At 65.4% G+C, this 22,829-nt stretch carries 23 protein-coding genes; 11 read left to right on the top strand and 12 right to left on the bottom strand.

The window, feature by feature from the left end:
- The gene (locus DX03_RS08100) at window positions 1-1,431 is read left to right on the top strand and encodes a PepSY-associated TM helix domain-containing protein (protein WP_051598788.1); all 1,431 of its coding nucleotides are present in this window, start codon (window positions 1-3) and stop codon (window positions 1,429-1,431) included.
- Window positions 1,432-1,665: 234 nt separating this feature from the next.
- Here DX03_RS08100 and DX03_RS08095 read toward each other — a convergent pair whose 3' ends face one another.
- Window positions 1,666-2,439, bottom strand: a complete 774-nt coding sequence (locus DX03_RS08095) for a hypothetical protein (protein ID WP_185753488.1) — start codon at window positions 2,437-2,439, stop codon at window positions 1,666-1,668.
- A gap of 238 nt (window positions 2,440-2,677) precedes the next feature.
- Between DX03_RS08095 and DX03_RS08090 the strand changes: the two genes are divergently transcribed.
- The 8 genes from DX03_RS08090 to DX03_RS08055 all read left to right on the top strand — a co-directional run bounded on the left by DX03_RS08090 (window position 2,678) and on the right by DX03_RS08055 (window position 12,196).
- Window positions 2,678-3,373: a response regulator transcription factor gene (locus DX03_RS08090; protein WP_038687813.1), complete on the top strand. Its 696-nt coding sequence runs from the start codon at window positions 2,678-2,680 to the stop codon at window positions 3,371-3,373.
- 21 nt (window positions 3,374-3,394) lie between these two features.
- Window positions 3,395-4,624, top strand: a complete 1,230-nt coding sequence (locus tag DX03_RS08085; protein ID WP_038687811.1) for a sensor histidine kinase — start codon at window positions 3,395-3,397, stop codon at window positions 4,622-4,624.
- Between the two features lie 101 nt (window positions 4,625-4,725).
- The gene (locus tag DX03_RS08080) at window positions 4,726-5,118 is read left to right on the top strand and encodes a diacylglycerol kinase (protein ID WP_038687809.1); all 393 of its coding nucleotides are present in this window, start codon (window positions 4,726-4,728) and stop codon (window positions 5,116-5,118) included.
- A 187-nt stretch (window positions 5,119-5,305) separates the two neighbouring features.
- A complete protein-coding gene (locus DX03_RS08075) occupies window positions 5,306-6,901 on the top strand; it encodes a phosphoethanolamine transferase (RefSeq protein ID WP_244880196.1) in 1,596 nt (531 codons plus the stop codon).
- Between the two features lie 183 nt (window positions 6,902-7,084).
- A complete protein-coding gene (locus DX03_RS08070) occupies window positions 7,085-8,299 on the top strand; it encodes an acyltransferase family protein (protein WP_038687805.1) in 1,215 nt (404 codons plus the stop codon).
- Between the two features lie 56 nt (window positions 8,300-8,355).
- Window positions 8,356-9,621 (top strand): MFS transporter, encoded by a 1,266-nt coding sequence (locus DX03_RS08065; protein ID WP_219335249.1) that lies wholly within the window; start codon window positions 8,356-8,358, stop codon window positions 9,619-9,621.
- Between the two features lie 17 nt (window positions 9,622-9,638).
- On the top strand, window positions 9,639-10,886 hold the full coding sequence (locus DX03_RS08060; RefSeq protein ID WP_038687803.1) for an arsenic transporter: 1,248 nt from the start codon (window positions 9,639-9,641) through the stop codon (window positions 10,884-10,886).
- Between the two features lie 107 nt (window positions 10,887-10,993).
- A complete protein-coding gene (locus tag DX03_RS08055; protein ID WP_038692075.1) occupies window positions 10,994-12,196 on the top strand; it encodes a hypothetical protein in 1,203 nt (400 codons plus the stop codon).
- 103 nt (window positions 12,197-12,299) lie between these two features.
- On the opposite strand, the gene DX03_RS08050 is transcribed toward DX03_RS08055, so the two are convergent.
- The 8 genes from DX03_RS08050 to DX03_RS08020 all read right to left on the bottom strand — a co-directional run bounded on the left by DX03_RS08050 (window position 12,300) and on the right by DX03_RS08020 (window position 18,443).
- Window positions 12,300-12,656 (bottom strand): YkgJ family cysteine cluster protein, encoded by a 357-nt coding sequence (locus DX03_RS08050; RefSeq protein WP_038687801.1) that lies wholly within the window; start codon window positions 12,654-12,656, stop codon window positions 12,300-12,302.
- Window positions 12,657-12,748: 92 nt separating this feature from the next.
- Complete coding sequence (locus DX03_RS21150) at window positions 12,749-12,925, bottom strand: hypothetical protein (RefSeq protein ID WP_185753487.1); 177 nt, start codon at window positions 12,923-12,925, stop codon at window positions 12,749-12,751.
- Between the two features lie 34 nt (window positions 12,926-12,959).
- Window positions 12,960-14,141 (bottom strand): MFS transporter, encoded by a 1,182-nt coding sequence (locus DX03_RS08045; RefSeq protein ID WP_038687800.1) that lies wholly within the window; start codon window positions 14,139-14,141, stop codon window positions 12,960-12,962.
- 101 nt (window positions 14,142-14,242) lie between these two features.
- Window positions 14,243-15,148 (bottom strand): LysR substrate-binding domain-containing protein, encoded by a 906-nt coding sequence (locus tag DX03_RS08040; RefSeq protein WP_038687798.1) that lies wholly within the window; start codon window positions 15,146-15,148, stop codon window positions 14,243-14,245.
- Between the two features lie 272 nt (window positions 15,149-15,420).
- Window positions 15,421-15,891 carry a nuclear transport factor 2 family protein gene (locus tag DX03_RS08035; protein WP_038687796.1) on the bottom strand — a complete coding sequence of 157 codons (471 nt, stop codon included), beginning with the start codon at window positions 15,889-15,891 and terminating at the stop codon, window positions 15,421-15,423.
- A gap of 12 nt (window positions 15,892-15,903) precedes the next feature.
- Window positions 15,904-17,283, bottom strand: a complete 1,380-nt coding sequence (locus DX03_RS08030; protein WP_219335248.1) for a saccharopine dehydrogenase family protein — start codon at window positions 17,281-17,283, stop codon at window positions 15,904-15,906.
- Window positions 17,276-17,680, bottom strand: a complete 405-nt coding sequence (locus DX03_RS08025) for a VOC family protein (protein ID WP_038687794.1) — start codon at window positions 17,678-17,680, stop codon at window positions 17,276-17,278. Before DX03_RS08025 ends, DX03_RS08030 begins: the two co-directional genes overlap by 8 nt.
- 19 nt (window positions 17,681-17,699) lie before the next feature.
- Window positions 17,700-18,443, bottom strand: coding sequence for an SDR family NAD(P)-dependent oxidoreductase (locus tag DX03_RS08020; protein ID WP_038687792.1), 744 nt, complete (start codon window positions 18,441-18,443; stop codon window positions 17,700-17,702).
- Window positions 18,444-18,666: 223 nt separating this feature from the next.
- On the opposite strand from DX03_RS08020, the gene DX03_RS08015 reads away from it, so the two are divergent.
- Window positions 18,667-19,479 (top strand): AraC family transcriptional regulator, encoded by an 813-nt coding sequence (locus DX03_RS08015; RefSeq protein WP_219335260.1) that lies wholly within the window; start codon window positions 18,667-18,669, stop codon window positions 19,477-19,479.
- A gap of 164 nt (window positions 19,480-19,643) precedes the next feature.
- On the opposite strand, the gene DX03_RS21145 is transcribed toward DX03_RS08015, so the two are convergent.
- Both DX03_RS21145 and DX03_RS08005 read right to left on the bottom strand, forming a co-directional pair.
- Window positions 19,644-19,817, bottom strand: coding sequence for a hypothetical protein (locus DX03_RS21145; protein WP_185753486.1), 174 nt, complete (start codon window positions 19,815-19,817; stop codon window positions 19,644-19,646).
- 746 nt (window positions 19,818-20,563) lie between these two features.
- Window positions 20,564-21,376, bottom strand: a complete 813-nt coding sequence (locus tag DX03_RS08005; RefSeq protein ID WP_081797186.1) for an OBAP family protein — start codon at window positions 21,374-21,376, stop codon at window positions 20,564-20,566.
- A 442-nt stretch (window positions 21,377-21,818) separates the two neighbouring features.
- On the opposite strand from DX03_RS08005, the gene DX03_RS08000 reads away from it, so the two are divergent.
- Entirely contained in the window at window positions 21,819-22,316 is a 498-nt protein-coding gene (locus DX03_RS08000; protein ID WP_038687788.1) for a YciE/YciF ferroxidase family protein, read from the top strand.
- Window positions 22,317-22,421: 105 nt separating this feature from the next.
- Here the strand turns inward: DX03_RS08000 and DX03_RS20410 are convergent, their stop codons facing one another.
- The gene (locus DX03_RS20410) at window positions 22,422-22,811 is read right to left on the bottom strand and encodes a hypothetical protein (protein ID WP_051598786.1); all 390 of its coding nucleotides are present in this window, start codon (window positions 22,809-22,811) and stop codon (window positions 22,422-22,424) included.
- Window positions 22,812-22,829 lie beyond the last annotated feature (18 nt).

Below are 22,829 nucleotides of genomic sequence, written 5' to 3'. Positions count from 1 at the left end.
ATGGACACCACCCCCACCCCGTGCACCCCAGGCCGCTTGCGCTTCTACCGCGCGGTGTGGCGGTGGCATTTCTACGCCGGCCTGTTCGTGCTGCCCTTCATCGCCTGGCTGGCGCTGACCGGTGCCGCCTACCTCTACCAGAAGCCGATCGACCGCTGGGTGCACCATGACCTGAAGGTGGTGGCAACCTCGCCGCAGGCGCCGACGCCGCCCAGCGCCCAGATCGCCGCAGTCACCGCCCTCTCGCCCGGCGACGTGTTCCGCTACACCACGCCCGAACGCGCCGATGGCAGCATGGAAATCGGCGTGCTGCAGCCCAACGGGCAGCGCGAGGTCTACTACGTTGACCCGACCACCGCGCAAGTGCGCGGGCACCTGCCCGACAAAGGCACGTTCTCCGGCGTCGTGCGCCGCCTGCACAGCCTGGACCTGCTGGGCGACTACGCCAGCGCACTGATCGAGATTGCCGCCGGCTGGGCGATCCTGCTGGTACTCACGGGCCTCTACCTGTGGTGGCCACGCGGGCAGAAAGGCGGCATCACGACCGTGCGCGGGCAGCCGCGCCAGCGCCTGTTCTGGCGCGACCTGCATGCTGTCACCGGCGTCTGGGTGGGGCTGGTGCTGCTGTTCCTGGCCGTCACCGGCATGCCGTGGTCAGTGGTGTGGGGCAAGCAGGTGAACGCGTGGGCCAACGGCCAGGACTACGGCTACCCCGCCGGTGTGCGTGTACAGGTGCCGATGTCGCAGCAACGGCTCGCCGATGCCACCTCGCCCACCTGGTCGATGGAACAGGCGCGGCTGCCGGCGTCGGCCCTGCCCCATGCGCACCACGCCGCTGCCGAAAAGCACGACGGGCACGAGGGCCACGGCGGTGGCACGCTGGGCGACCTGTCACCGCAGCCGGGCGCCATCGGAATCGACGCGGCCGTGCAGCGGTTCCACCGCCTTGGGCTGACGCCCGGCTACAGCGTGGCCCTGCCGCGTGGGCCGATGGGCGTGTACACCGCCTCGGTATACCCGGAAGACGTGGCAGGCCAACGCGTGGTGCACCTGGACCAGTACAGCGGCCGGGTGCTGCTGGACATGGGCTACGCCGATTACGGCGCGCTGGGGCGCGGGCTGGAATGGGGCATCAACGTGCACCTGGGCCAGGAATACGGCACGTTCAATCGGCTGTTCCTGCTGGTGGCCTGCGCTGCCATCGTGATGTTGTGCGTCAGCGGCGCAGTGATGTGGTGGAAGCGCCGGCCGCTGGGCGGCATCGGGGTGCCGCCACTGCCCAAGGAACGGCGCACGGTCGCCATCGTGTTCGCACTGCTGTGCGTGGGCGGGGTGCTGTTCCCGTTGGTGGGGGTGTCGCTGCTGGTGGTGGGCGTGTTGGATTTTGTTGCCAGTGGTGGATGGCGTACACCGGGCCCATCACGGAACTGAAGCACCGCTCAAACCACGACCGCAGTCCCCGCAGTGCTACAGGCGCTGCCCATTCCTTCACGCAGACTATCCCTGCGGGGCGCAGCGCACGCCTTCCACCTCGCCCATGACCTGCTTGTCCAGCGAATCGAACGCAACAGGAAAACCATCGCGCGTGCCAAGGGTGTCCTCCAGCAGGTAGTCACGCGCTCCCCTCTACACCGAAGTGCGCCCGGCAAGCAGCGTCGCTTCAGATCACTCGGGAATCTTCATTGCGCGATGGGCGGCAAGTACTGTCTCCTGGTTCATGTCTGGATGCCTTGCGCCATAGGCAGCCAGTAGCGCTTCCGCTCGGGGGTCGCCCGCGTCGCGCGCAGCCATCATGCCTGCAGCGGCGGATTCGGGCGATTGCGGGTACGCCAACGTCGAAAACACCGCGCCGAGGAGATAGCCTGTGAACGGGCTCCTGTGGGCAAACTGGACTTGGGTGGAATACGCATAGGCCTTCAGTACGTAACCTGCGCCGGGGCCTGCGTTGAAGGCGGCGTCATCGGCACCTCGTAGATGAAGATGGGGAGCAGCACGCTCCATCATTCTGTCCACGTAGAAGGCCATCGCCATTCCATCGCCGGTCTCCGCCCCCCGCTGCAGTTCGCTGTCGCTCATCATGCGGGTTTGCCGCCACTCTTCCATGCTGGGGAAACCGGCGTCCTCCAGGTAGCGCCGCTCCCGCTCATTCTCATAGGCAACGGCACCGAAGTAGCGTTCCTTGATGGCTTGCAAGTACGCCGCGTCCTCCTTGGGCATGCGGCGTACTTCCGCGTCCCATGAAGTAGTGGCAGCGATGTCCGTGTCGGCTCGACCGAGTGCGTGCTGCGCCGACGGAGGCAAGGTTGTTTGAGCAGGGCGCCCGGGATCCACTTCCTTAGCGGGCTCCTTGGCGTGCGGTGCCGGCACGTCACCCGGAGTACACCCACTGAGCAATACAACGATGCAGAAAAACGCGGGGGTACCGAGCTTCGTCTTCATTCAGCGTCCCTATAAGTGCTCAGCAGCAGGAATTGACGCGAACATTCTCTGCCAGAACGACACGCGACCGGTCCGAGGTCGCGCTATCGTAACCGGACGTCCTCAACTCCGTAAGGATGACGGCGCCAGCCAATGGTGCGTTGGGTCGTGCCAACGGCCCCGCCCCAGGACCAACGGCGCTTGGCAACGCGGCCAAGATCGCGCAGAGTTCCCGGCACGCACCACCTGCCCTTGAGTCATGACACGCCTGCTCATCATTGAAGACAACCCGGAGTTGGTCGCCAACCTGTACAGCTTCTTCGAGCCGCTCGGCTATGTGCTCGACGACGCGCGTGATGGTGCCACTGGGCTGCGCCTGGCCACGCAGAATGATTACGACGCGATCCTGCTGGACCTGATGCTGCCGCGGCTGGATGGCATGACGCTGTGCCAGAAGCTGCGTCAGGAATTCCAGAATCCTGTACCGATCATCATGCTGACCGCACGTGATCCGGTCGACGACCGGGTGCAGGGGTTGGCGCTGGGGGCCGACGACTACCTGATCAAGCCTTTCTCGCTCCGGGAACTGGATGCGCGCATCCAGGCGCTGGTGCGTCGCGCCCAGGGTCGGCAGGTGCAAGGCACCCTGGCATGGGAAGACCTGCAGGTGGACACGCGCGCTCCCCAGGCATGGCGGCAGGGCCAGGCCATCAGCCTGACCCCCAGTACCCACAAGCTGCTGCTGTGCCTGATGCGCGCCGCACCTGCCGTGGTCAGGAAGCAGGAGATGGAATACCTGCTCTGGGGCGACGATCCGCCCGACAGCGGCGCACTGCGCACGCACATCCATGAACTTCGCCAGCACGCCGACCGGAACTTCCCGTCCACGCTGATCGAGACGGTTCACGGCGTCGGCTGGCGCTTGAGCAAGCCGCAGAAGGTCAGCGCGCAATGACACGGGAGCAGCGCTGAGGCCATGAGGTCGATCTACCGCCAACTTACCCTGCGCACGCGCATCATCATTTCCTTCGTGCTGCTGATGGTGGCCGTGATGGGCTTCATCGTGGCCGCAGAGCAGCTCGACTATGACGAGCTGCGGGCCTACGTCATCTCAAAGAGCCTGCACAACGAGATGCATCGGCTGGAAGCGGAGATGGCCAACGGCACCCTCCCCACCCTGCCCGATGGGAGCCAGCTCTATGACGCCAACACCGTGCCCGCAGCGCTACGAAGCTATACGCCCGGCTACTACAGCGCCAAACATCCCGACGTCTGGCACATGCTGGTATTCGACCGCGACGGACAGCGCTACTACCTGCGCCAGGACGCCAAACGCTACCAGTACCTCGAGCACGTCATCGACGCGTACGCGTTGGTGGTCATCCTGTCGTGCATTCTGTGCGCGTTCTGGATAGGCCGGCTGACAGCGGCGCGCGTCATCGCGCCCATCACGCGCCTGGCCGATGCGGTGGAGCGCAAGGAAACGCCGTTTCCGTTCCAGGACGCCCGGGATGAAATAGGCGTGCTGGCACGCGCTTTCGCGCAGCACAGCGATGAGGCACAGCAGTTCCTGCAACGCGAACGGTGCTTCGTCGGCGATGCCAGCCATGAACTGCGCACGCCCCTGGCCATCATCGCCGGCGCGGCCGAAACCATCGTGCACCAGCTGCCCGACGACAGTCACCTGCACGCCAGCGCCGAGCGCATCATGCGCACCACCCAGGAGATGCAGCGCCAGCTGACCTGCCTGCTGTTGCTGTCGCGTGACCCGCAGCGGCTTGAGAAGGAAGACGTCGCGCTGCGCCCCTTGATCGAAGAATGCATTTCCCGTTGCCCGCCCTGGCTGGCCAACAAGCCGGTGGTGGTGGTGCTGGACGCGCCGCAGGATCCGCGCGTCCCCACCAACGCCGAACTGGCGCGCAGCGTGGTCTGGAACCTGCTGCGCAATGCATGCCAGTACACCGACGAAGGTCAGATACACATCAGCGTGCAGGACACCACCCTGGTCATCGCCGACACCGGCCCAGGGCTGCCCTCCAGCATCGATCCCCAGCAGTTTCAGCGCTTCACCCCCAGCGCGCGCCAGAGTGGCGAAGGACTTGGCCTGTCCATCGTGCAGCGGATCGTGGAACACCTGGGGTGGCACATGGCCGTCGAGAGTTCGGAGCATGGCTGCCGCTTCACCTTGGACATGTCGGCAGCGTAGTGACCGGGCGCGGTCACAACCTGCAACAGGGGCGAATCCTGACAGCTTTCTGACGCCGCCTTCCCAATGCTCTGCAGCGATCCATTCCCTGTGAGCTGCACATGCACCCCCAATATCCCACTGGAACCGGCAAATTTCGCCATGGCAAAACCGGGCTGAACCGGATCCTGCACACCCTGATTTACTCCCGCGATGGCTTCATGGCCACCGTCCGCGGCGAGGTCGCCTTCAGGCAACTGCTGGTCCTGCATGGCGTGCTGATGGCCGTGACCTTCGTACTGAACCTCAGCCCCGTAGAACGTGCCGTGATGCTGGCCGTGAGCTTCATCAGCCTGTTGGTGGAACTGCTCAATTCCGCCATCGAGGCGGTGGTCGACCGCATTTCGCTGGACCGCCACCCGCTCTCCAAGAACGCCAAGGACATGGGCAGTGCCGCCCAGACCGTGGCACTGCTCATGGTCGGCGCGGTATGGGCCGTGGTGCTGCTGGCGTAGGTCACCACGCCCGGACGCGCGCCTGGTTACAAAGAAACCTGACAACTTCCTGATACTCGCCTTCTGATACTTCGCGCACTTTTCGCTCCCCGGAAGTATGCGCGTGATTCAACGTCTTGTTTCTGTGCGGCTCAACCCGGTGCACCTCACCTGGATAGCCGCACTGTTCTTTGCCACTGTGGGCAACATGGCACTGTGGCAAACGCTCTGGACCCACGTGGAGATCAACAGCCTGCGCAGCGCGCTGTTCTTCATCAGCCTGCCCATGTTCCTGTTCTGCGCGTTCAACGTGCTGCTTACGCCGGTACTTGCGCTGCCTTATCTGCGAAAACCGCTGCTGGCGCTTCTGGTGCTGGTCAGCGCGGCCTGTACGTACTTCATGCTGCATTACGGCGTGCTGATCGATCGCAGCATGGTGCAGAACGCACTGGAGACCAACCAGGCAGAGCTTGCCTCCTACTTCTCCGCCCCCCTGCTGCTCACCGTGCTGGCGCTGGGCGTTCTGCCGGCTGCTGCCATGGTGTCCTTACCCACCCGGCGTTTCGGCGGCGCCCTGCAGACCGTGTCCTGGTGGATCATCAACCTGGTGGCGGCACTGGTGATCCTCACCGTCGTGTCCCTGGCGTTCTACAAGGACTACGCTTCCCTGCTTCGCAACAACCGCCAGCTCAAGGACCAGCTGCTGCCCGTCACCGTCGTGCGCAACGCCAATGGCTATCTCAAGCGCAAGTACATCGCCGTCTCGAGGCCCTTGCAGACCGTCGCCGAAGATGCCCGGCGGCCGACGCCGGTGGAAGGCCGGCGGCCCCGGCTCGTCATTGCCGTCGTGGGTGAAACCGCGCGGACCCAGAACATGCAGCTCAACGGCTACCCCCGCGCCACCAATCCGGTGCTGTCCAAGCGCGGGGACGTCATCGCCTTCAAGCATGTCGCCTCGTGCGGCACCGCCACCGCCATTTCCGTGCCCTGCCTGTTCTCCCGCATGGCACGAACGCAGTACGACGAGGTCCGCGCAGCCACCGAGGAGAACCTGCTGGACATCCTGCAGCGCACGGGCGTGGGCATCCTCTGGCGCAACAACAACAACGGCGGCTGCAAGGGGGTGTGCGCGCGCGTGCCTACCGAGCACATGCCGGCGCTCAAGGTGGCAGGGCAGTGCGTCAACAAGGACGGCACCTGCTACGACGAGGTCCTGCTGCACCAGCTCGGGGCCCGCATCGATGCCCTGCAGGGCGACGCGCTGATCGTGCTTCACCAGCTCGGCAGCCATGGCCCCACCTACTTCGAGCGCTACCCGCCAGACGGCAGGGTATTCAGCCCCACCTGTGACAGCAACCAGATCCAGACCTGTACCAACGAGGCGCTGACCAACACCTACGACAACACCCTGGTCTACACCGACCGGATGCTGGGCAAGGCCATCACCCTGCTGGAGGGCTACGCGGACCAGCGCGACGTGGCGATGATCTATGTGTCCGACCATGGCGAGTCGTTGGGCGAGCGCGGCATGTACCTGCACGGCACGCCGTACCTCATTGCGCCCCCGGAGCAGACGCACGTGCCCCTGCTCATGTGGTTCTCGCCGCACTTTGCGGAACAGGCCAACCTCAGCCTTGCATGCCTGCGCGACAGCGCCGAGCTCGGGCGCTACAGCCACGACAACCTCTACCACTCCCTGCTGGGGCTGTTCGATGTGCAGTCCCGCGTTTATCGGAAGGAGCTGGACCTGTTCGCGGGCTGTCGTCCCGCTGCGGCCGCTATGGGGCCGGGGATGACCCACTGACGCGGTCACCGGGCTTTCCATCCAACCCACCCGCACGGTGCCGGGTCCGGTGCACCTCCACGGCCCGTCCCACTCGCCCCTCAGGCCCCGCCACTGGTCCCTTCCCTTGTGCGGCGGTCCCTTCCGGCCTGTAACCGATCCGCCTGCCCCGCATGCTGCGGCTCCCTCATCCCGCCTCTTCGTATGACCCGACGACACGATATCGACGCCCTGCGCGTACTGGCCTTCGCGCTGCTCATCCTCTACCACCTGGGCATGGCCTACGTGGATGGCTGGGGCTTCCACCTCAAGAGCACCCACACCACGCCGGACCTGCAGTGGCCGATGCGCCTGGTCAACGGCTGGCGCATGTCCCTGCTGTTTCTGATTTCCGGGGTGGCCATTGCGCTGCTCGGGCCGCGCCTGGCGGCCGGGCGCTTTGCCCTGCTGCGCACGTGGCGACTGCTGCTGCCGCTGGTATTTGGCATGTTCGTGGTTGTCCCGATCCAGCCCTACTGCGAAGCCGTCAGCAACGGCCATGCGTCGCCCGGGTTCGGTGCGTTCCTCCTGCGCTACTGGCAGGTCCGCCCCTGGCCGGAGGGCAGTTTCGCGGGCGCCCCGTTCGGCATCACCTGGAACCACCTGTGGTATCTGGCCTACCTGTGGTGCTACAGCATGGTGCTGGTCCTGCTCAAGCCGCTGCTGGATTCGGCCCCGGTTCGTCGGCTTACTGGACGCATGGCACGGTCCCATGGCCTGTTCCTCCTTCTCGGGCCGGCCGCGGTGTTGCTGCTGTGGCTGGTCTGGCTCGCCCCGGCCCATCCGGCAACCAATACCCTGGTGAACGACACCTACCAGCACGCCAAGTACTCCACGGTGTTCCTGATCGGCTATGCACTCGGGCGGGAGGCCGCGTTCTGGCAGCGCGCTGTCGCCCTGCGTTGGGCCAGCCTTGTTGCCGTGTGCCTGGCGGTCTTCTGGTACTTCCTGCTGGAAGCGCTGGGCCAGTGGCTGCCGGCAGACTCGGTATTGCGCACCTGGCCCGAGGGGTTCTGGAGCCTGCAATCCCGGTTCTGCGAGATGCTCTACGTGTGGGGCGTGATGCTGACCCTGCTGGGTTGGGCCAAGCGCCATCTCGACCGGCCCTTCGCCTGGCTGCCGTACTGCACCGAGGCCGTGTACCCGTGGTACATCCTGCACCAGAGCGTTCTCATCGCCGCCCTGTTCTGGCTGAAGCCGCTGCACCTTGGCCCCGTGCTCGAACCGCTACTGGTATTGATCGCCACGGTGGCCGGCTGCCTGTTGCTGCACGAATACCTGATTCGTCGTGTGCGCTGGATCCGCCCCCTGTTCGGGCTGAAGGCGGCCAACGGCGACATTTCCCGGCGCCACACCGCCGTCACGAACGCACGCGCATAACGTGCCAACCCCCGCGAGCGTCGGGGTAGATCGTCCCGACCTTCGAGCCTGTGCACGTGAATCCATCGCCCCCCGTCCTGCAGCCGTCCCGCTCGCCCGATCGCGCGCTCGACGCGGTCAACTTCTTCCTGGCCGATGTGCGGGACGGACTGGGGCCCTACCTCGCCATCTACCTGCTGGCCGTCCACAAGTGGGAACCGGCCAGCATCGGCGCGGTGATGACCGTGGCCGGGCTCGCCGCGCTGGTCGCGCAGACGCCGGCGGGCGCCTTGATCGATCGGGTCAACGGCAAGCGGGCGACGATCGTGATCGCCGCGATTCTGGTCACCGTGAGCTGTCTGGTGCTGCCCTGGACCGCCTCGTTCACGCTCGTGGCGCTCACGCAGGCGCTGGGCGCCATCGCCGGTACGGTCTTCGCCCCGGCCATCGCGGCCATATCGCTCGGTATCGGCGGGCCGCGGGTGTTCGCGCGGCGCATGGGCCGTAACGAAACGTTCAATCATGCGGGCAATGCCGTCGCGGCGGTGCTGGCCGGCGGGCTGGCCTATGTGGGCGGGCCCGTGGTGGTGTTCTACCTGATGGCGGCCATGACCGTGGCCAGCATCGCCGCCGTGCTGATGATTCCCTCCGCGGCCATCGACCACGAGCGTGCACGCGGGTTGCCGTCGCCCGGGCAGGACGCGCCCGCGCCCGCCTCGGTCCGCCTGCTGCTACAGAACAGAACGTTGGTGATCCTGGCCGCCTGCTGCGCACTGTTCCACCTGGCCAACGCGGCGATGCTTCCACTGGTGGGCCAGAAGCTGTCCCAGACCAGCCCCGCCCTGGCCACCACGCTCACCGCTGCATGCATTGTCGCGGCCCAGCTGGTGATGGTGCCGGCCGCGCTGCTGGTGGGTTCCCGGGCCGACGCGTGGGGGCGCAGGCCGCTGCTGCTGGCGGCGTTTCTCATCCTGCCGATCCGTGGCGTGCTGTATCCGCTGTCCGACGCGCCCGGGTGGCTGCTCGGCGTACAGCTGCTCGATGGTATTGGGGCCGGCATCTTCGGCGCCCTGCTCCCGGTCATCGTCAGTGACCTCACCCAGGGAACCGGTCGCTTCAATGTCACGCTGGGCGCGGTGTCCACCGCATTCGGGCTGGGCGCCGCCTTCAGTCCGGGGCTGGCCGGGATGATCGTCCAGTTCGCTGGGTATGATGTCGCGTTCCTGACCCTGGCAGCGATTGCTGCCCTCGCCTTCGTGCTGGCCATGGCCATGCCGGAGACCCGGCCCCAGGCCAGCAATGCCACCGAATCCGCGACACCGCCGTCCGACACCCGCCTTTGAGTTTCCCCGAGCAATCGATGCAGATCCCCACCACGTCCCTGATCATCTGGACGGTAACCGCCGTCGCCACCTGCGGTGTCATCTTTCGCCCCTGGCGCATTCCCGAGTACGCCTGGGCACTGGGCGCGGCCGCGCTGCTGACCGTCACCGGGCTGCTGCCGTTGAACACGGCCATGGCCGCCGTGGCCGAAGGGGGCGATGTCTACCTGTTCCTGATCGGCATGATGGTGCTGGCCGAACTGGCACGGCAGGAAGGGCTGTTCGACTGGCTGGCCGCGTACGCGGTGCAGCACGCCAAGGGCTCGGGGAAACGCCTGTTTGACCTGGTGTTCCTGGTGGGCACGCTGGTCACGATCTTCCTGTCCAACGACGCCACGGCCGTCGTGCTCACGCCGGCGGTCTACGCGGCCTGCAAGGCCGCCCGGGCCAACCCGCTGCCGTATCTGTTCGTCTGTGCGTTCGTGGCCAACGCCGCCAGCTTCGTCCTGCCCATTTCCAATCCGGCCAACCTGGTGGTCTTCGGCGATCACATGCCCTCGCTGCCCGAATGGCTGCGGCAGTTCACCCTGCCTTCGCTGGCCGCCATCGGCATGACCTACCTGGTATTGCGACTGGCGCATCGCCGCCAGATCGCACAGCCGCTGGTGGCGCTGGCCGAACAGCAGCCACTGTCCGAGGGCGGCCGCTTGTGCGCGATCGGCGTCGGCGTCACCGGCAGCGTGCTGCTGGTCACCTCGGCCATGAACGGGCCGCTGGGTCTGACCACCTTCTGCGCCGGTGCAGTCACGCTTGCCGCCATCCGTCTACGCCAACGCCGCAGCCCGCTGCCGATCCTGCGGCATGTGTCCTGGGGCGTGCTGCCGTTGGTTGCCGGGCTGTTTGTACTGGTCGAGGCCGTGGCACACACCGGGGTGATTCGCATCGCCGCCGATGCACTGGAGGCCTTTGCACGCACATCGCCCGGCGAAGCCAGCTGGCTGGCCGGTGGCGCGGCTGCCGTGCTGAGCAACCTGGCCAACAACCTGCCGATCGGCCTGGTAGCCGGCTCGATGGGCCAGATGGCCGACCTGCCCACACAGACCCGCGCCGCGCTGCTCATCGGCGTGGATCTCGGCCCCAACCTGTCGGTAACCGGCTCGCTGGCGACCATGCTCTGGCTGGTGGCGCTGCGCCGCGAAGGCGAGCACGTCAGCGCGCTTGCCTTCCTGCGCCTGGGCATTCTGGTGATGCCGCCGGCCTTGCTTGCCGCGCTCTGGCTGCTGTAGTCGCCTGGTGCCCTGGCGCACTGGTTTGCGTGACTACAACCAATGGCACAGGAAACCCGGGTCTTGCGCGCGCTACGTTGGACCCAAATGGAATGGAAGGAGCGCAGGTGAAGCGTCTATTTTTCTCGGTGGCGTTGATGCTCATGTCTGGAATGGCCGGAGCAGCGTCGAAGGCAGTGGATGGGAAGACCACCGTCATCGTGCTGGGCGTGGATCACGCGGCGCAGCTGGTGGCCCGCAATGATCGACCTGCGCTGCTTGCCGCTTTCCTGGCGCATGCCAAGCCCGATGCCATCTGCATCGAGCGGTCGCCCGAGGCCTTCGCACGCAACAACTACTACGAATTCACCTACGAAGTTCAGGACGTCGTGGTTCCCTTCGCCCGGCGCAACGGCATCGACCTGTGCCCCATCGACTGGGAGCCGCCCGTGGAGGACGCCCGGCTCGGGTTCGGCCTGGACCTGGGCACGGCGCCGGAACTGCGTCCCGCCAGCGGATTCCAGCAGTTCCTTTCGTTCCCGTCGCCAAGCCACCTCACCCGCGATCTCTTCCACGCCGACGACGCAACGAACGTGGAGCGCATCGCGCAGTGGGCCGCCACCCCGGCCAAGCGCGCAAAGGACGATCTGCCGCGCAGGCTGTATCTCTATCGCACCTACCTGCAGGCCCAGCGGGTGGCCGCCGCGGCGAAAGCACATCCTGGCGGCACGCTGGTCGTGGTGGTCGGCGAGTTCCACAAGCGGGATATCGAAGCGATTCTGGGCGATGCCGCCGACCTTCGGATCGTTCAGCCGTCCAGTATCGGCAAGCCAACCGAGCAACAGGTGCGCCAACAGGAGCGCCGTGACTATCGCGTGGCTGCGGCCAGTTTCAACCTTCTGGGCGTCCAATCCACCACCGGCAACATCGATCGCGCATTCGTCCGCGAGACGGTGCAATCACTGAAGGCCGAACAGAACTCGCCCGAAGTCCGGCTGCTGGAAACACGCCTGGATCTGCTCGAAGAACGCATCACGCCCGCCGTTGCGCTGGACCGCTATCGCAGCATCGCCACAGACGCCGGCGATGCCCGGTTTACCTGGACCGGCGTCACCGACGGCGCGCGCCTGGATTCGTATTTCGATCCCTTCGGCAATCTCACCGTGCGGCAGCGCGCCTTGCTTGAAACGGCGCGTGAGCTGCACCGTGCCGGGCGCGGCGAGGAGGCGGCCGGACTGCAAAAGACCCTCGGCAGCGAACTCGGCCAGCGAAAGCAGGCCCAGCTTGCCGGTTACTGGGAACGCTACATCGTGCCAACCGAAGCGCCGTAAGCCGCCACGGTTCCTGCAGCATGCCCGCTCGGGTCACGGAGCAGGACACCGGTGTACTGAAGAAGGGCGTCCTGTGGGTGCCCTTGGTTGCACTCCTGTTGGGCTAGAGCAGCACCTGCCGCGTGCTCCCAAGATAGCGATGGATCTCCTCTTCCACTGCCTCATCGATCATATAGACCGGCCGCTGGCCATTCGGACAGCGCAGGCGCGGGGTGGTCCCGAACAACCGGCAGATCAGCGGGCGCTCCGCGTAGATCTCGCACCCCTGCTCCCCCAGGTAGGGGCAACTGAGCTCGGCCAGGGCAGCATCGTGCTCGGCCTCGCTTTTCACAGGCAGACGCGCCATCTCCTCGCTCGACACCGTGACCGGGCCACAGCAGTCGTGGCACCCGACGATGCACCGGAAGGAAGGGATCTGATCGCGCAGCCGCAGGAGTGTGTCGCTGTTGGTATAGGGCATTGCGATGAGCCTCGGCCACGCATCGGCGGAAGGGGCATTTTACTCCCCCGCGGTCTCGATATCGCCGATCACTGCGGAAGGCGTCAGATGACTCACTCCCCCAGCACGCGCGCGATCGCAGCCGTCAGCAGTCTCCCCAAGGTTTCCTTCGCCAGCCCGGGGTCGCGCACGGCGCGCATCGCCAGGCCCTCCACCAGCACCCGCAGCAGCAGGGTGCGGGCGTCGATGTCCCGTTCATCCGGGCGGCGCCCCCGCCGCGCGTCAGTCAATCAGAGCAGGTGCCATCCAGCGAGTCGCTACCGATCAGGAGAGCGACGATTCCAGCTCCTTCATGCGCCGCCTATGCAGGGACAACACCATCACCGCCAGCACCGCGGCCGACGCGCCCGTCAGCGGGATGGACGCCAATGACGCATAACTGATCGTGAGGCCGCCCAATGCACCGCCCAGCGCAGTCCCCAGATTGAAAGAGGCAATGTTCAACCCCGCCGCCACCGAACTGTAGGCGGGAATGAAGCGCTGGGCCTGCCTGAGCAGTCGCAGCGTCAGCAGGGTCACGATGGCGAAGAAGCAGATGCCCAGCGTGCCGATCAGGACCATCATCAGCACCGGCATGCTTGCCACGCCGTACAGACCGAGCAGATTCAGCGCCAGGGCGACCAACGCCAGCCGAATGCTGCGATCCACGTCCATCGCGTCGGCAAGGAAGCCTCCCAGGAGATTGCCGGCGATCGCACAGATGCCGAACAGCAGCATCCCCATACTCAGCCACTGCACGCCCACCGCAGTAACCTGCTGCAGGTAGGGCGAGACGAACGTAAAGAACGAGAACGTGGCAATGCTGACAAGCGCGCCGATACCGGCGGTGATCAGCAGCTGGGGGTGGGTGATGGCCTTGATGCCCTTCCATGCGCCAGCGCCGGTTGACGCCACCTCGGCCACGCCGCGCGGCATGCACAGCACCAGCCCAAGCATGCCCCCCACACTGAGCACGCCGATAGCCATGAACACCACGCGCCAGGACCACAGGCTTCCCAGATAGGTGCCGAGCGGAACGCCGATGGCCAGTGCGAGCGTCAGCCCGATCCACACCACCGACAGCGCCCGACCGGATCGCTGTGGATCCACCAGCCGGGTGGCCGCGTCGGAGGCCACCGCCATGAACACGCCGTGGCCCAGGCCGACCACGAAGCGGACAGCCAGCAGAACCACCAGATTGGGCGATGCACTCATCAGCAGGCTGCCCACCCCAAGCAAGGCCGTAGCCAGCAACAGGATATGCCTGTCCCGCCAGTGGGCGACCAGCGCGGTGATGAACGGCGCCCCGATGGCGGCACCCAGTGCGTAAGCGGCAATGGCCGTACCGACCAGGGAAATCGGCGCATCCAGATCGTCGGCAATGGCGGTCAACAGCCCCGCGACGACGAACTCGGAGAGACCGAACGCGAATGCGCACAGCGAAAATACATAGATGGCGGCGGGCATTGCGGATCCTCAACAGCGGGGCTGCCGAAGACTAGTGGCTCGCCTGATGCGGGTGAAGGACTGTCTGCATACCGCACCAAGACGCGGCGCGTCTCATCCGATCAGGGCGATGGCAATGTCTCCAGGACCGCCTGTATCAACCGGTCGCGGATCGCCGATGCCCGGGTCTCGTTCCACGCCATGAACAGGTCCAGGCGGGACAGCGCATCGGAAGCGTCCGCCTGGAGCGGGCGGAACACCACGTCCGTCCGCGCATTCGTCGCCAGGGACGCAGGCAGCAGCGCTACGCCGAACCCAGCGGCCACCAGGGCGATCAGCGTCTGCATCTGTCGGCCGTGCTGCACGATGTCGGGAACAAACCCCGCTGCGTGGCACAGGCTGAGGAGCTGGTCATGGAACCCCTTGCCGAGCGTCCGCGGTGAGGCGACGAACGCGTCGTCCTTGAGCAGCTCCAGCGCGATGGTCGGGGCCGCTTCCAGCCGATGGCCGGCAGGCAGCGCGACGACAATCGGTTCGCTGGATACGGTGGCCAGGCGCAGGTGCGGGACAGACGTTCCGGGTGTCCGCATGAACCCAATATCCGCCCTGCCCTCCTCCAGCGCGATCACCTGCTCCTGGGTAGTGGCTTCCACCATGGTGAACGAAATGCCGGGGGAAGCATGTCGGAAACCGCGAAGCGCGCGTAGCAGAGCGGCGTAGGGCGCGATGTTGATGAAGGTCAGCGTGAGGTGGCCCTCAATACCTTCCGCCACCCGCCGCGTCTGCGCCATGCCCTCCTCCAACGCGCGCAAGGTGCTGCGCGCAGTGACAAGGAATGCCACCCCGGCCGGGGTCAGCGCCACACTGCGGTTGGTGCGGACGAACAGCGGCGCACCGACGGCGCTCTCAAGCTTGCGGATCGCCTGGCTCAGCGGGGGCTGGGCCATGTGCAGCCGCTCAGCGGCACGATTGAAATGCAGCTCTTCGGCAACGGCAACGAACTGTTGGAGCAGGCGGGTCTCGATCACTGAAACGCCACACCTCTTGTTTTCCCTGGATTGGGCGAGGTCAACATAGCAAATCACTGCGCCTGGGGCGCCGACGCGATCTCGATCTCAACGCCCCCCCAACTCTGCCATGCACCCACCCAAGTCTAGCCAGGGCGCGTCAGCCAGGGGACTCGCGCTTCTGCTTTCCGGGGTCGCCATCGTCTTCAGGCATCTGCCTTGGCTTGAGCGCTGCCATGGCGGTCCCAAGGTCCGCTTCCGGCCACAAGCGGGCCATTGACCGCCCAATCTGCTCAGATTCCGGCGAGCACGCTCGGATCACCCGTCCTCCAGACGTTGTCCACTACCACGCGCTTGATCTCCCACCCCGCGTCACGGCGTGACAACACAACGTCATAGCGGTTCTTCATCAGATACTGGCGTGCACCGTCGACGCTCGATACGTGCTGCGCTTCGACCAGCACATCCACCCGCGCCGTATCACCGTCCACCACCACCCTCGGGTTGCTGAACGAGTGGGAGGTATCGAGCCCGCTGAGCGACGTGGACAGGACCTCGACGATGGCATCCCGCCCCTGCAGCACCGGGTACTCGAAGCCCGCTTTTGCACCGGCGGGACGGAAATCGGAGATGGCATCCTCTGTAAAGGCCGAAGAGAGTAGCGCGTGGTCGCGCAGGTCGATACCCGCGGCGAAGCGGTACAGCGTTTCGACCACGGCATGTGTGTCATGAAGGGTATCGGCGGAGTTGACGTGCAGTGACATGGGGTGGATTCCTTAGCGAGGCGTGGGAGTGGCTGGGTCAATGAAGGTGATACGGGTGTCGGCGATGGTCTCTGCGAAGTCGCTGCCGAATACACCTACAGGCGTGTGGAAGCCTGGACGCGCTTCCCCTGCCAGCACACGGCGCGCAGCCACGACCGCGGCCAGGGGCGTGAAGCTGTAGCCGTTCACGGTATCCAGCACCGCGCGGGTGATGGCACCGTCGGCGCCTACCACCTCTACCGCTGCCTGGTACCGATTGTCGGCGCGCTCCTGCGCGGTGGGTCCATCCGGCAGTGCATCGATGCCGCCTTCGGGGAACGCGCTGCCAGACACATGCACGTAGGTTTCGATATCGCCAACCCCGGTCTGCCTGGCGATGGTGATCAGGTCAGGCAGCGTCACCGGGAAACAACTCACCAGCCCATTGCCGAAATCGAGGTCCTGCAGCACGTCCGGCGCATGCGCCGTGAGCACATCATCCCTGCGCATCAGACACTGTACAGTTACGTGCTGGCTGGCACTGATCGCCGATCCGCGCGACATCGACCCCGCTACGTGCAACGCGATACGGATGGACACCGGTGACGGCACACGCTCCACGGCACGCGCGGCCAAGCTGCCAAGCATCGCCACGCTACCCCCGCTACCCGGCATCAACATCACCCCCGCCTCAGTGGCGCTCAGGTCATGGCGCTCGGCCAGCTGGTAGCTGTCCAGCTCGGCGGCAATATCCAGGTAGTGGACGCCGCCACGCAGGCAAGCCTCCATCAGCGCACCCGCGGTATGCGCGAACGGCCCAGCGCAGTTGAGCAGCACCGTGATGTCCTGCAGCCCGTAGTCCACATCGCCAGCGTTATCCAGCGCGAACACGCGGTACTCCACGCCAAGGCGCTTGGCCAGCGCCTGCAGCGGAGCTTCGTCGCGTCCCGCAAGTACCAGCTTCAGCCCAGCTTCTTCCGCGTGCGCTGCAGCCATGCGCCCGGTGTAGCCGGATGCACCGTAGATCATTAATGTCTTCATGATGTGTTCCTCGCCACCCCACTCGAGTGCGGCGTCAATGCGGGAAATAAGGCCTGCGGGATCCAAGGCCACTAGAAGCAATCCGATCTCGTGACCGAAATCGCCAGTGAAATCGACCCGGGCTCTTGCACGTACATCGCCAAGACCTTCCAGCGACAGCAGCCGGGTAACCGTGTGGTAACCCAGGAAGTACTTTTCCAGATAGTCACGCACACCGGCGTGCTCGTTGAAGGTGCATCCGGTGGACGGGTCATCGATCACTGCCGTCGTGCTGAACAAGGCCAAGGCCCGTTCGATATCGAAGGCGTTCGTGGCGTTGATGAAGTCAACCACCGTGGCCTGCACGGGGTGCGATGCGGCGGCGTCATTCATGGCCGTGCTGCCAGCTTTTGTAGACGAACTCCAGCCTGTAGCCATCCGGGTCGCGCACCTGCGCGGCGTAGTAGCGCGGGTCGTAGTGCAACTGAGGGCCAGGCGGGTGGATCTCGCTGGCGCCGGCGGCCAGCGCGGCGGCATGCGCTGCATCGACCATCGCGCTGGAATCTGCCACGAAGCCAACGTGTGCCGCCTGCGCCGCCGCCACGCCCTGCCGCAGCCAGAAGAAGACCCGGCCGCCTGCGCCGAAGCCTTTCAGGTCCGGGTGGCCGGGGGGCCCCTGCCGACCGTCGTAGTCGAGCCGGTTGACGATGCCCAGCGGGGCCAGCGCGGCCGTGTAGAACGCGACCGAGCGGGTAGTGTCGGTGACAGTGAGGAAAATGTGGTCGAGCATGTCGTACTCCCGTTGCGAACTAGATGTTGTAGCCGCCTGCAACTTCAATGGTCTGCGCATTGACCCACGCCTGCTCATCACCGAGCAGCCCGGCAATGACGCGGCCCACGTCGTCCGGCTCACCTACCCGACCCAGTGCCGTCTGCGCGGCCAGCAGGGCTTCGAATTCATCGTTGAGGCCGCCGCCCAGTTCGGTACGGATCGCCCCAGGTGCGACGGCATTGACGCGGATGCGGCGCTCGCCGAACTCCTTGGCCATGTAGCGGGTAAGCACCTCCAGCCCACCCTTGAAGGCAGCGTATGGCGCCACCCCGGCGGTGGCCACACGCGTGGTGGCACTGGTGATATTGACGATGCTTGCGCCAGTACCCAGCAGCGGCAGCAGTGCCTGTGTGAGGAAGAACGGCCCCTTCAGGTGCACGTTGAACAGACCGTCGAACTGTTCCTCGGTCACGGTCTCGATCGGATTGAACAGCCCGAAGCCGGCGTTGTTCACCAGCCCACCCAGCGCGGAGGCGCCCCAGGTACCCTGCAAGGTGTCCTTCACCTTCGCTGCAAATGCCGCAAAGCTGCCGGTGTTGCCCACATCCAGCTGCAGGGCCACTGCCGTGCCGCCTTCTGCCTGGATGCGCTCCACCACCAGCTGGGCAGCATGGGGCTGGGCGTTGTAGGTGAGGATGACGCCCATGCCGCGCTGCGCGCAGTGCAACGCGGCGCTGGCACCAATGCCGCGGCTGCCGCCGGTGATCATTACGTGTTTCATGCAGGTGGTCCTGTGCAGTTGGGGGGAGATGCACAGGCTAGGGTCGCCGACTGCGGCGCGCCGACCTGATCCTCGCCAATTCCTGCCTATTCCTGCTTTCCGCCTTGCCAGGCCCCTGCGGCGGGTGTCCAATGTTGTCATGGATAACGCACTGGAAGAACTGCGCCGCCTCGCGGCGCATGCCGAAAATCGCCGTACCGATACGGGCATTCCCCGCGTTGCCATGGTGCAAGGCGAGATCCCGGAGCATGCCCTGGCGGCCGTATACGAGCCGATGATCAACCTGATCCTGCAGGGAAGCAAATCCATGACGGTGGGTGAGAAGACCCTCGAATACGACCCGGCCACGTACTTCATCATGTCCGTGGACCTGCCGGCGGTAGGTGCGGTGCACCCGGCCAGCACCGGCGAGCCGTACCTGGCGGTGAGCCTCACGCTGGACCTTGGCATCATCGCAGCGCTTTTGTGCGACACCACCGATGCCGCCACCGGGCGCGGCGAGCCCTCCACCCAGACCGAGGCCTTCAACGTCGCTGCCGTCACCCCGGAGCTGATGGATGCGTGGGTGCGCATGTTGCGCCTGATGGAGCGCCCCGGCGAGATACCCGCGCTGGCGCCGGCGTACGAGCGCGAGATCCTATACCGCGTGCTGCAGGGACCACATGGGTGCATGCTGCGGCAGTTGGCCACACCGGATTCGGCGCTGGCGCGTATCAGCAGCGCGATCCAGCGCATCCGTAGCGACTACGCCAAACCGCTTCGAATCGCCGCCTTGGCCGAACAGGTGGCAATGAGCGAGTCGGCCTTCCACCGCCACTTCAAGTCCGCCACCGCACTGAGCCCGCTTCAGTACCAGAAGCAGCTGCGCCTGCTGCAGGCCCGCCAAATTCTGTCGACGCGGGGAACAAGCGTTACTGCGGCCGCGCTCGATGTCGGCTATGAGAGTCCCACCCAGTTCACCCGCGAATACGCGCGTGCCTTCGGTTTGCCACCCTCGCAGGATGCGGCGCGCATGATCGCAAGCCGACGTGGGTAAGCGGCACGGGCTTACTGCCTTCCACGAATCAGTGCCAGCAGAGTGTTCGTGGAAGCAGTGGCGTAGGAAGTGGTCCCCTTTGGCATCCAGATAACGCTGATCGAGCCGGGCCCGACGGCCACGGGCTTTGGCGGTGCGCTGGACCGGGGCGACGCCCTGCCCGCCTACGCCGATACCCCCAGCGGTGCCATCCGCAGCGCGTTGTTTGGCGAGAACACGGGCACGTTCTTGATCGATGGGGACGTGGAGAAGATGGTGGCCGCGATCATCGCGTGCGCCGACGCCGCAGTGGCGCCGCGGCGGCTGTTGCTCGAAGCAGTGCGTACACGCGGGTGCATGCGGCGTTGCGCGAATGGCTGGCAGAGCTGGAGGCGAACCGGGCGATCACCTGCGCCATGGACATGGACAGGTAGACGCCAGCTACACCGTGCGACCGGCATCGGGCGGTAGAGCCACCCCATGGGTGGCTGCCGTGCGACCGGGATCATTGGGGCGTCAGCCACCCATGGGGTGGCTCTACCCGGACGGTTGGGCGTTGATGTGGAAGCCACCCATGAGAGGACGACGCAACACGCGGCCTGGCCGATCCCCGCCGGCCACCTGCGTGGGTATCAATCTGCGCGGCAGTGATGACGGAACAACACTGCGGCCCATCACGACAATCCCGTCACGGGTTTCCGGAGATGCTCTGCTCATTCCCCCTGTTCAGGAGCAACGATGCCCACCTCAGCATCTTTTGTCATTCGCTCCTTTGAAGCGAGCTATGCCTCTTCCGGCGAAGTCGAGCGCATTCTGGCGCTCACTGTCGAATGCGGCCATTGCAGCACAACCACTGCCTCAACCCTTGGTTCCCTGATGGAGCTTCCAGGTGGAGCGCTTTTTCGCTGTGGGCAGTGCGGCTCGCATCACGCCGTCAGCAACGCGCGGCTCTCGGCTATTGGCGAGCCTTCCAGGCGTTCTGCAGAGTACGCGTTGGCACGGGAAATACAGCTCAACCCAATGCTGCCAGTGGCCCATCGGGCTCTGGCCATCGAAACGAGAGAGTAGCCGGCGGACGTCCTGGCCTTGGCCTCGACGTCCACGCTCAGCGTCCTGATGAGCTGCCCTTGGACGTCGCATTCTTGGCCCCGTCGGATGGCGCGTCGGCATCTTCCTTCCCGGCGTGAGCATGTCCACCCGTCGGGTCTTCGATCTGGATGACCTTCCCCTTCTGCCAGGCATCGGCGCCTGCATCGATTGAGGGCGCGGTGATGTCGGCACGGCGCTTTCGCTTGTCCTCACTACTGACGCCGAGTCGGGCGTCACGGGCAGCAACCATGGCCGGGTCCGCCTGGCCATCTGCGGTGAATCCCATCATCAGCTGCGGCATGCCTCGGGGCAGGTCCTTGTCCAGGTCTGTGTGCCAGGTGTGCCAGGTCTTGCCATACGTATGGATGAGCTTCTCCATCAGCGCATGCTCGGCCACCTCGGGAATCCCTGGCGCGATGAGCTGCCCGGATGTCACCTCTTGAACGTGGCTGTGCCATAGCGCCTTTTCCTGCTCGGGAAGGCCTGCAAAGAGCGTCTCACTGATGATGTATTCCACCCCCATCAACTTGGCGTCTTTCACGTTGCCGTCGTAGATCGTGCACTGGATGACATCCTCGTTGAGGATGGCGCAGTAGTGATGGGCTTCCATCTGGACCTTCATCTGACCGTTGTAGAAATGGAATCCGTCCAGATAGGCGTTGATGGCATCGACCGGCGGTCGGTCCTGCAGCACGGCTGCCCCGGTCTCGAGCGCTTTGGTCTTCGCGGTTTCTTCGGCCCCGGGCGCTTGGACGCTGGACGCTGTGTTGCCGCCTCCGCACCCGGACAAGGCGAAGATGACAGCGGCACATACGGCGGCTCGATGCATTGCGGCTTCTCCTGAACGTCCCAAGCGATCCGACGTGGCCTTCCAGACGCAGGGCGTGCGGCGGTGTTCAGTGCGGAACATTCCCACCGACCGTCACTTGCCCAGATGCTTGCGAACCGCTACCGAGGTCGGCCCTACGGCCTTGGTCCACTACTGGACCTCTTTCTAGCCCCCCAACGGTGGGGCGCCGGTGAACATGCATTGCATGCCCCTTCACACCTTCCATCCTGAATTGCGGCATCTGGGCCAAGCGCGGGAGCGGGTTCAACGACTCGTGCGAGCCGGTCACCAACGCCTGAACGACGCCAGGAAAGGGGTGCGCATGCCGTGCGCCACGGGCGACATGCCACGCGTGTAGCAGACCTTCACGGATCTGCGCACGCGCCTAACGAGAGTGCGCCTAGCTTCAGCGCTCCACCCACCACCAACCCGGAGAATCCTCATGGCGATCAAGACCGCTGAAGACCTGTTCATCCACGAACTGTCGGATATTTACAGCGCGGAGAAGCAGATGGCCAAGGCGCTGCCCCGCCTTGCGCGCGCCGCCACCGACCCGGACCTGGCCGCCGCCTTCGAAACCCACCTGGAAGAAACCCAAGGCCAGATCGAGCGCATCGACCAGGTGGTCGAACTGTTGGGCATTCGTCTCAAGCGCATCAAGTGCGCCGCCATGGAAGGGCTGGTTGAGGAGGGAAAAGAAGCCATCGACAGCATCGAGGAAGGTCCCGTGCGCGATGCCGCGCTTATCGGCGGTGCCCAGAAGGTTGAGCACTACGAGATCGCGTCCTACGGCACCATCGCTGCCCTCGCCAAGCAGCTGGGTTACAAGGACGCGCTTCCGCTCCTGCTGGAAACTCTGGAAGAAGAAAAGGCTACCGATGAGAAGCTGACGATCCTGGCCAAGTCCGGCGGCAACGCCAAGGCCGCGAAGGCCGCTTGAGGCCCATGGCGAACAACAGGTACGGAGACGTTCTGCCGGAGTCCCCTTTTTCGGCGAGCTGTAGAGGCTGAACCGTGGAGCGGCATGGACTGCCGCTCATCTCCATCAGCGCCTCATTTCGCCTCTCGCTGAGAGCGGCACTTGCCGGGAAGCAGCCGGATGCAGAGCATCGTCAGCGGCCGGGTCGCTGTCGGGAAAACCAGTGCCTTTCTGTTCAAAACCCTCCTGCACCGCTGCAAGCAGCCGGCTGGCACGGCGGACAGCGCTCCCCAGGGCCGGATCCAGCCCCACGAGGTAAACGAAGCAGCCGTCGAACTTCGCCGACGCGGTCTCCAAGCCCTCTGAATACGTCATCTCGCGTTTGAGCGCCTTGAACCAGCGCTTGGGCGGTTCGGCGTCCAGTTCGATCACGACGGCGGCTTCGCCGAAGTCCAGCGGCATCGCTTCGATCCTCAGCACCTTGGGGCTTGACGGGGTCTTTTGTCTGGCGGCCATTGCCCTTCTCCTCTGGAA

Origin of the sequence: Stenotrophomonas rhizophila, assembly GCF_000661955.1 — a bacterium.
Classification (GTDB): Bacteria; Pseudomonadota; Gammaproteobacteria; order Xanthomonadales; family Xanthomonadaceae; genus Stenotrophomonas; species Stenotrophomonas rhizophila.
This window is presented reverse-complemented; position numbering and strand designations above follow the sequence as displayed.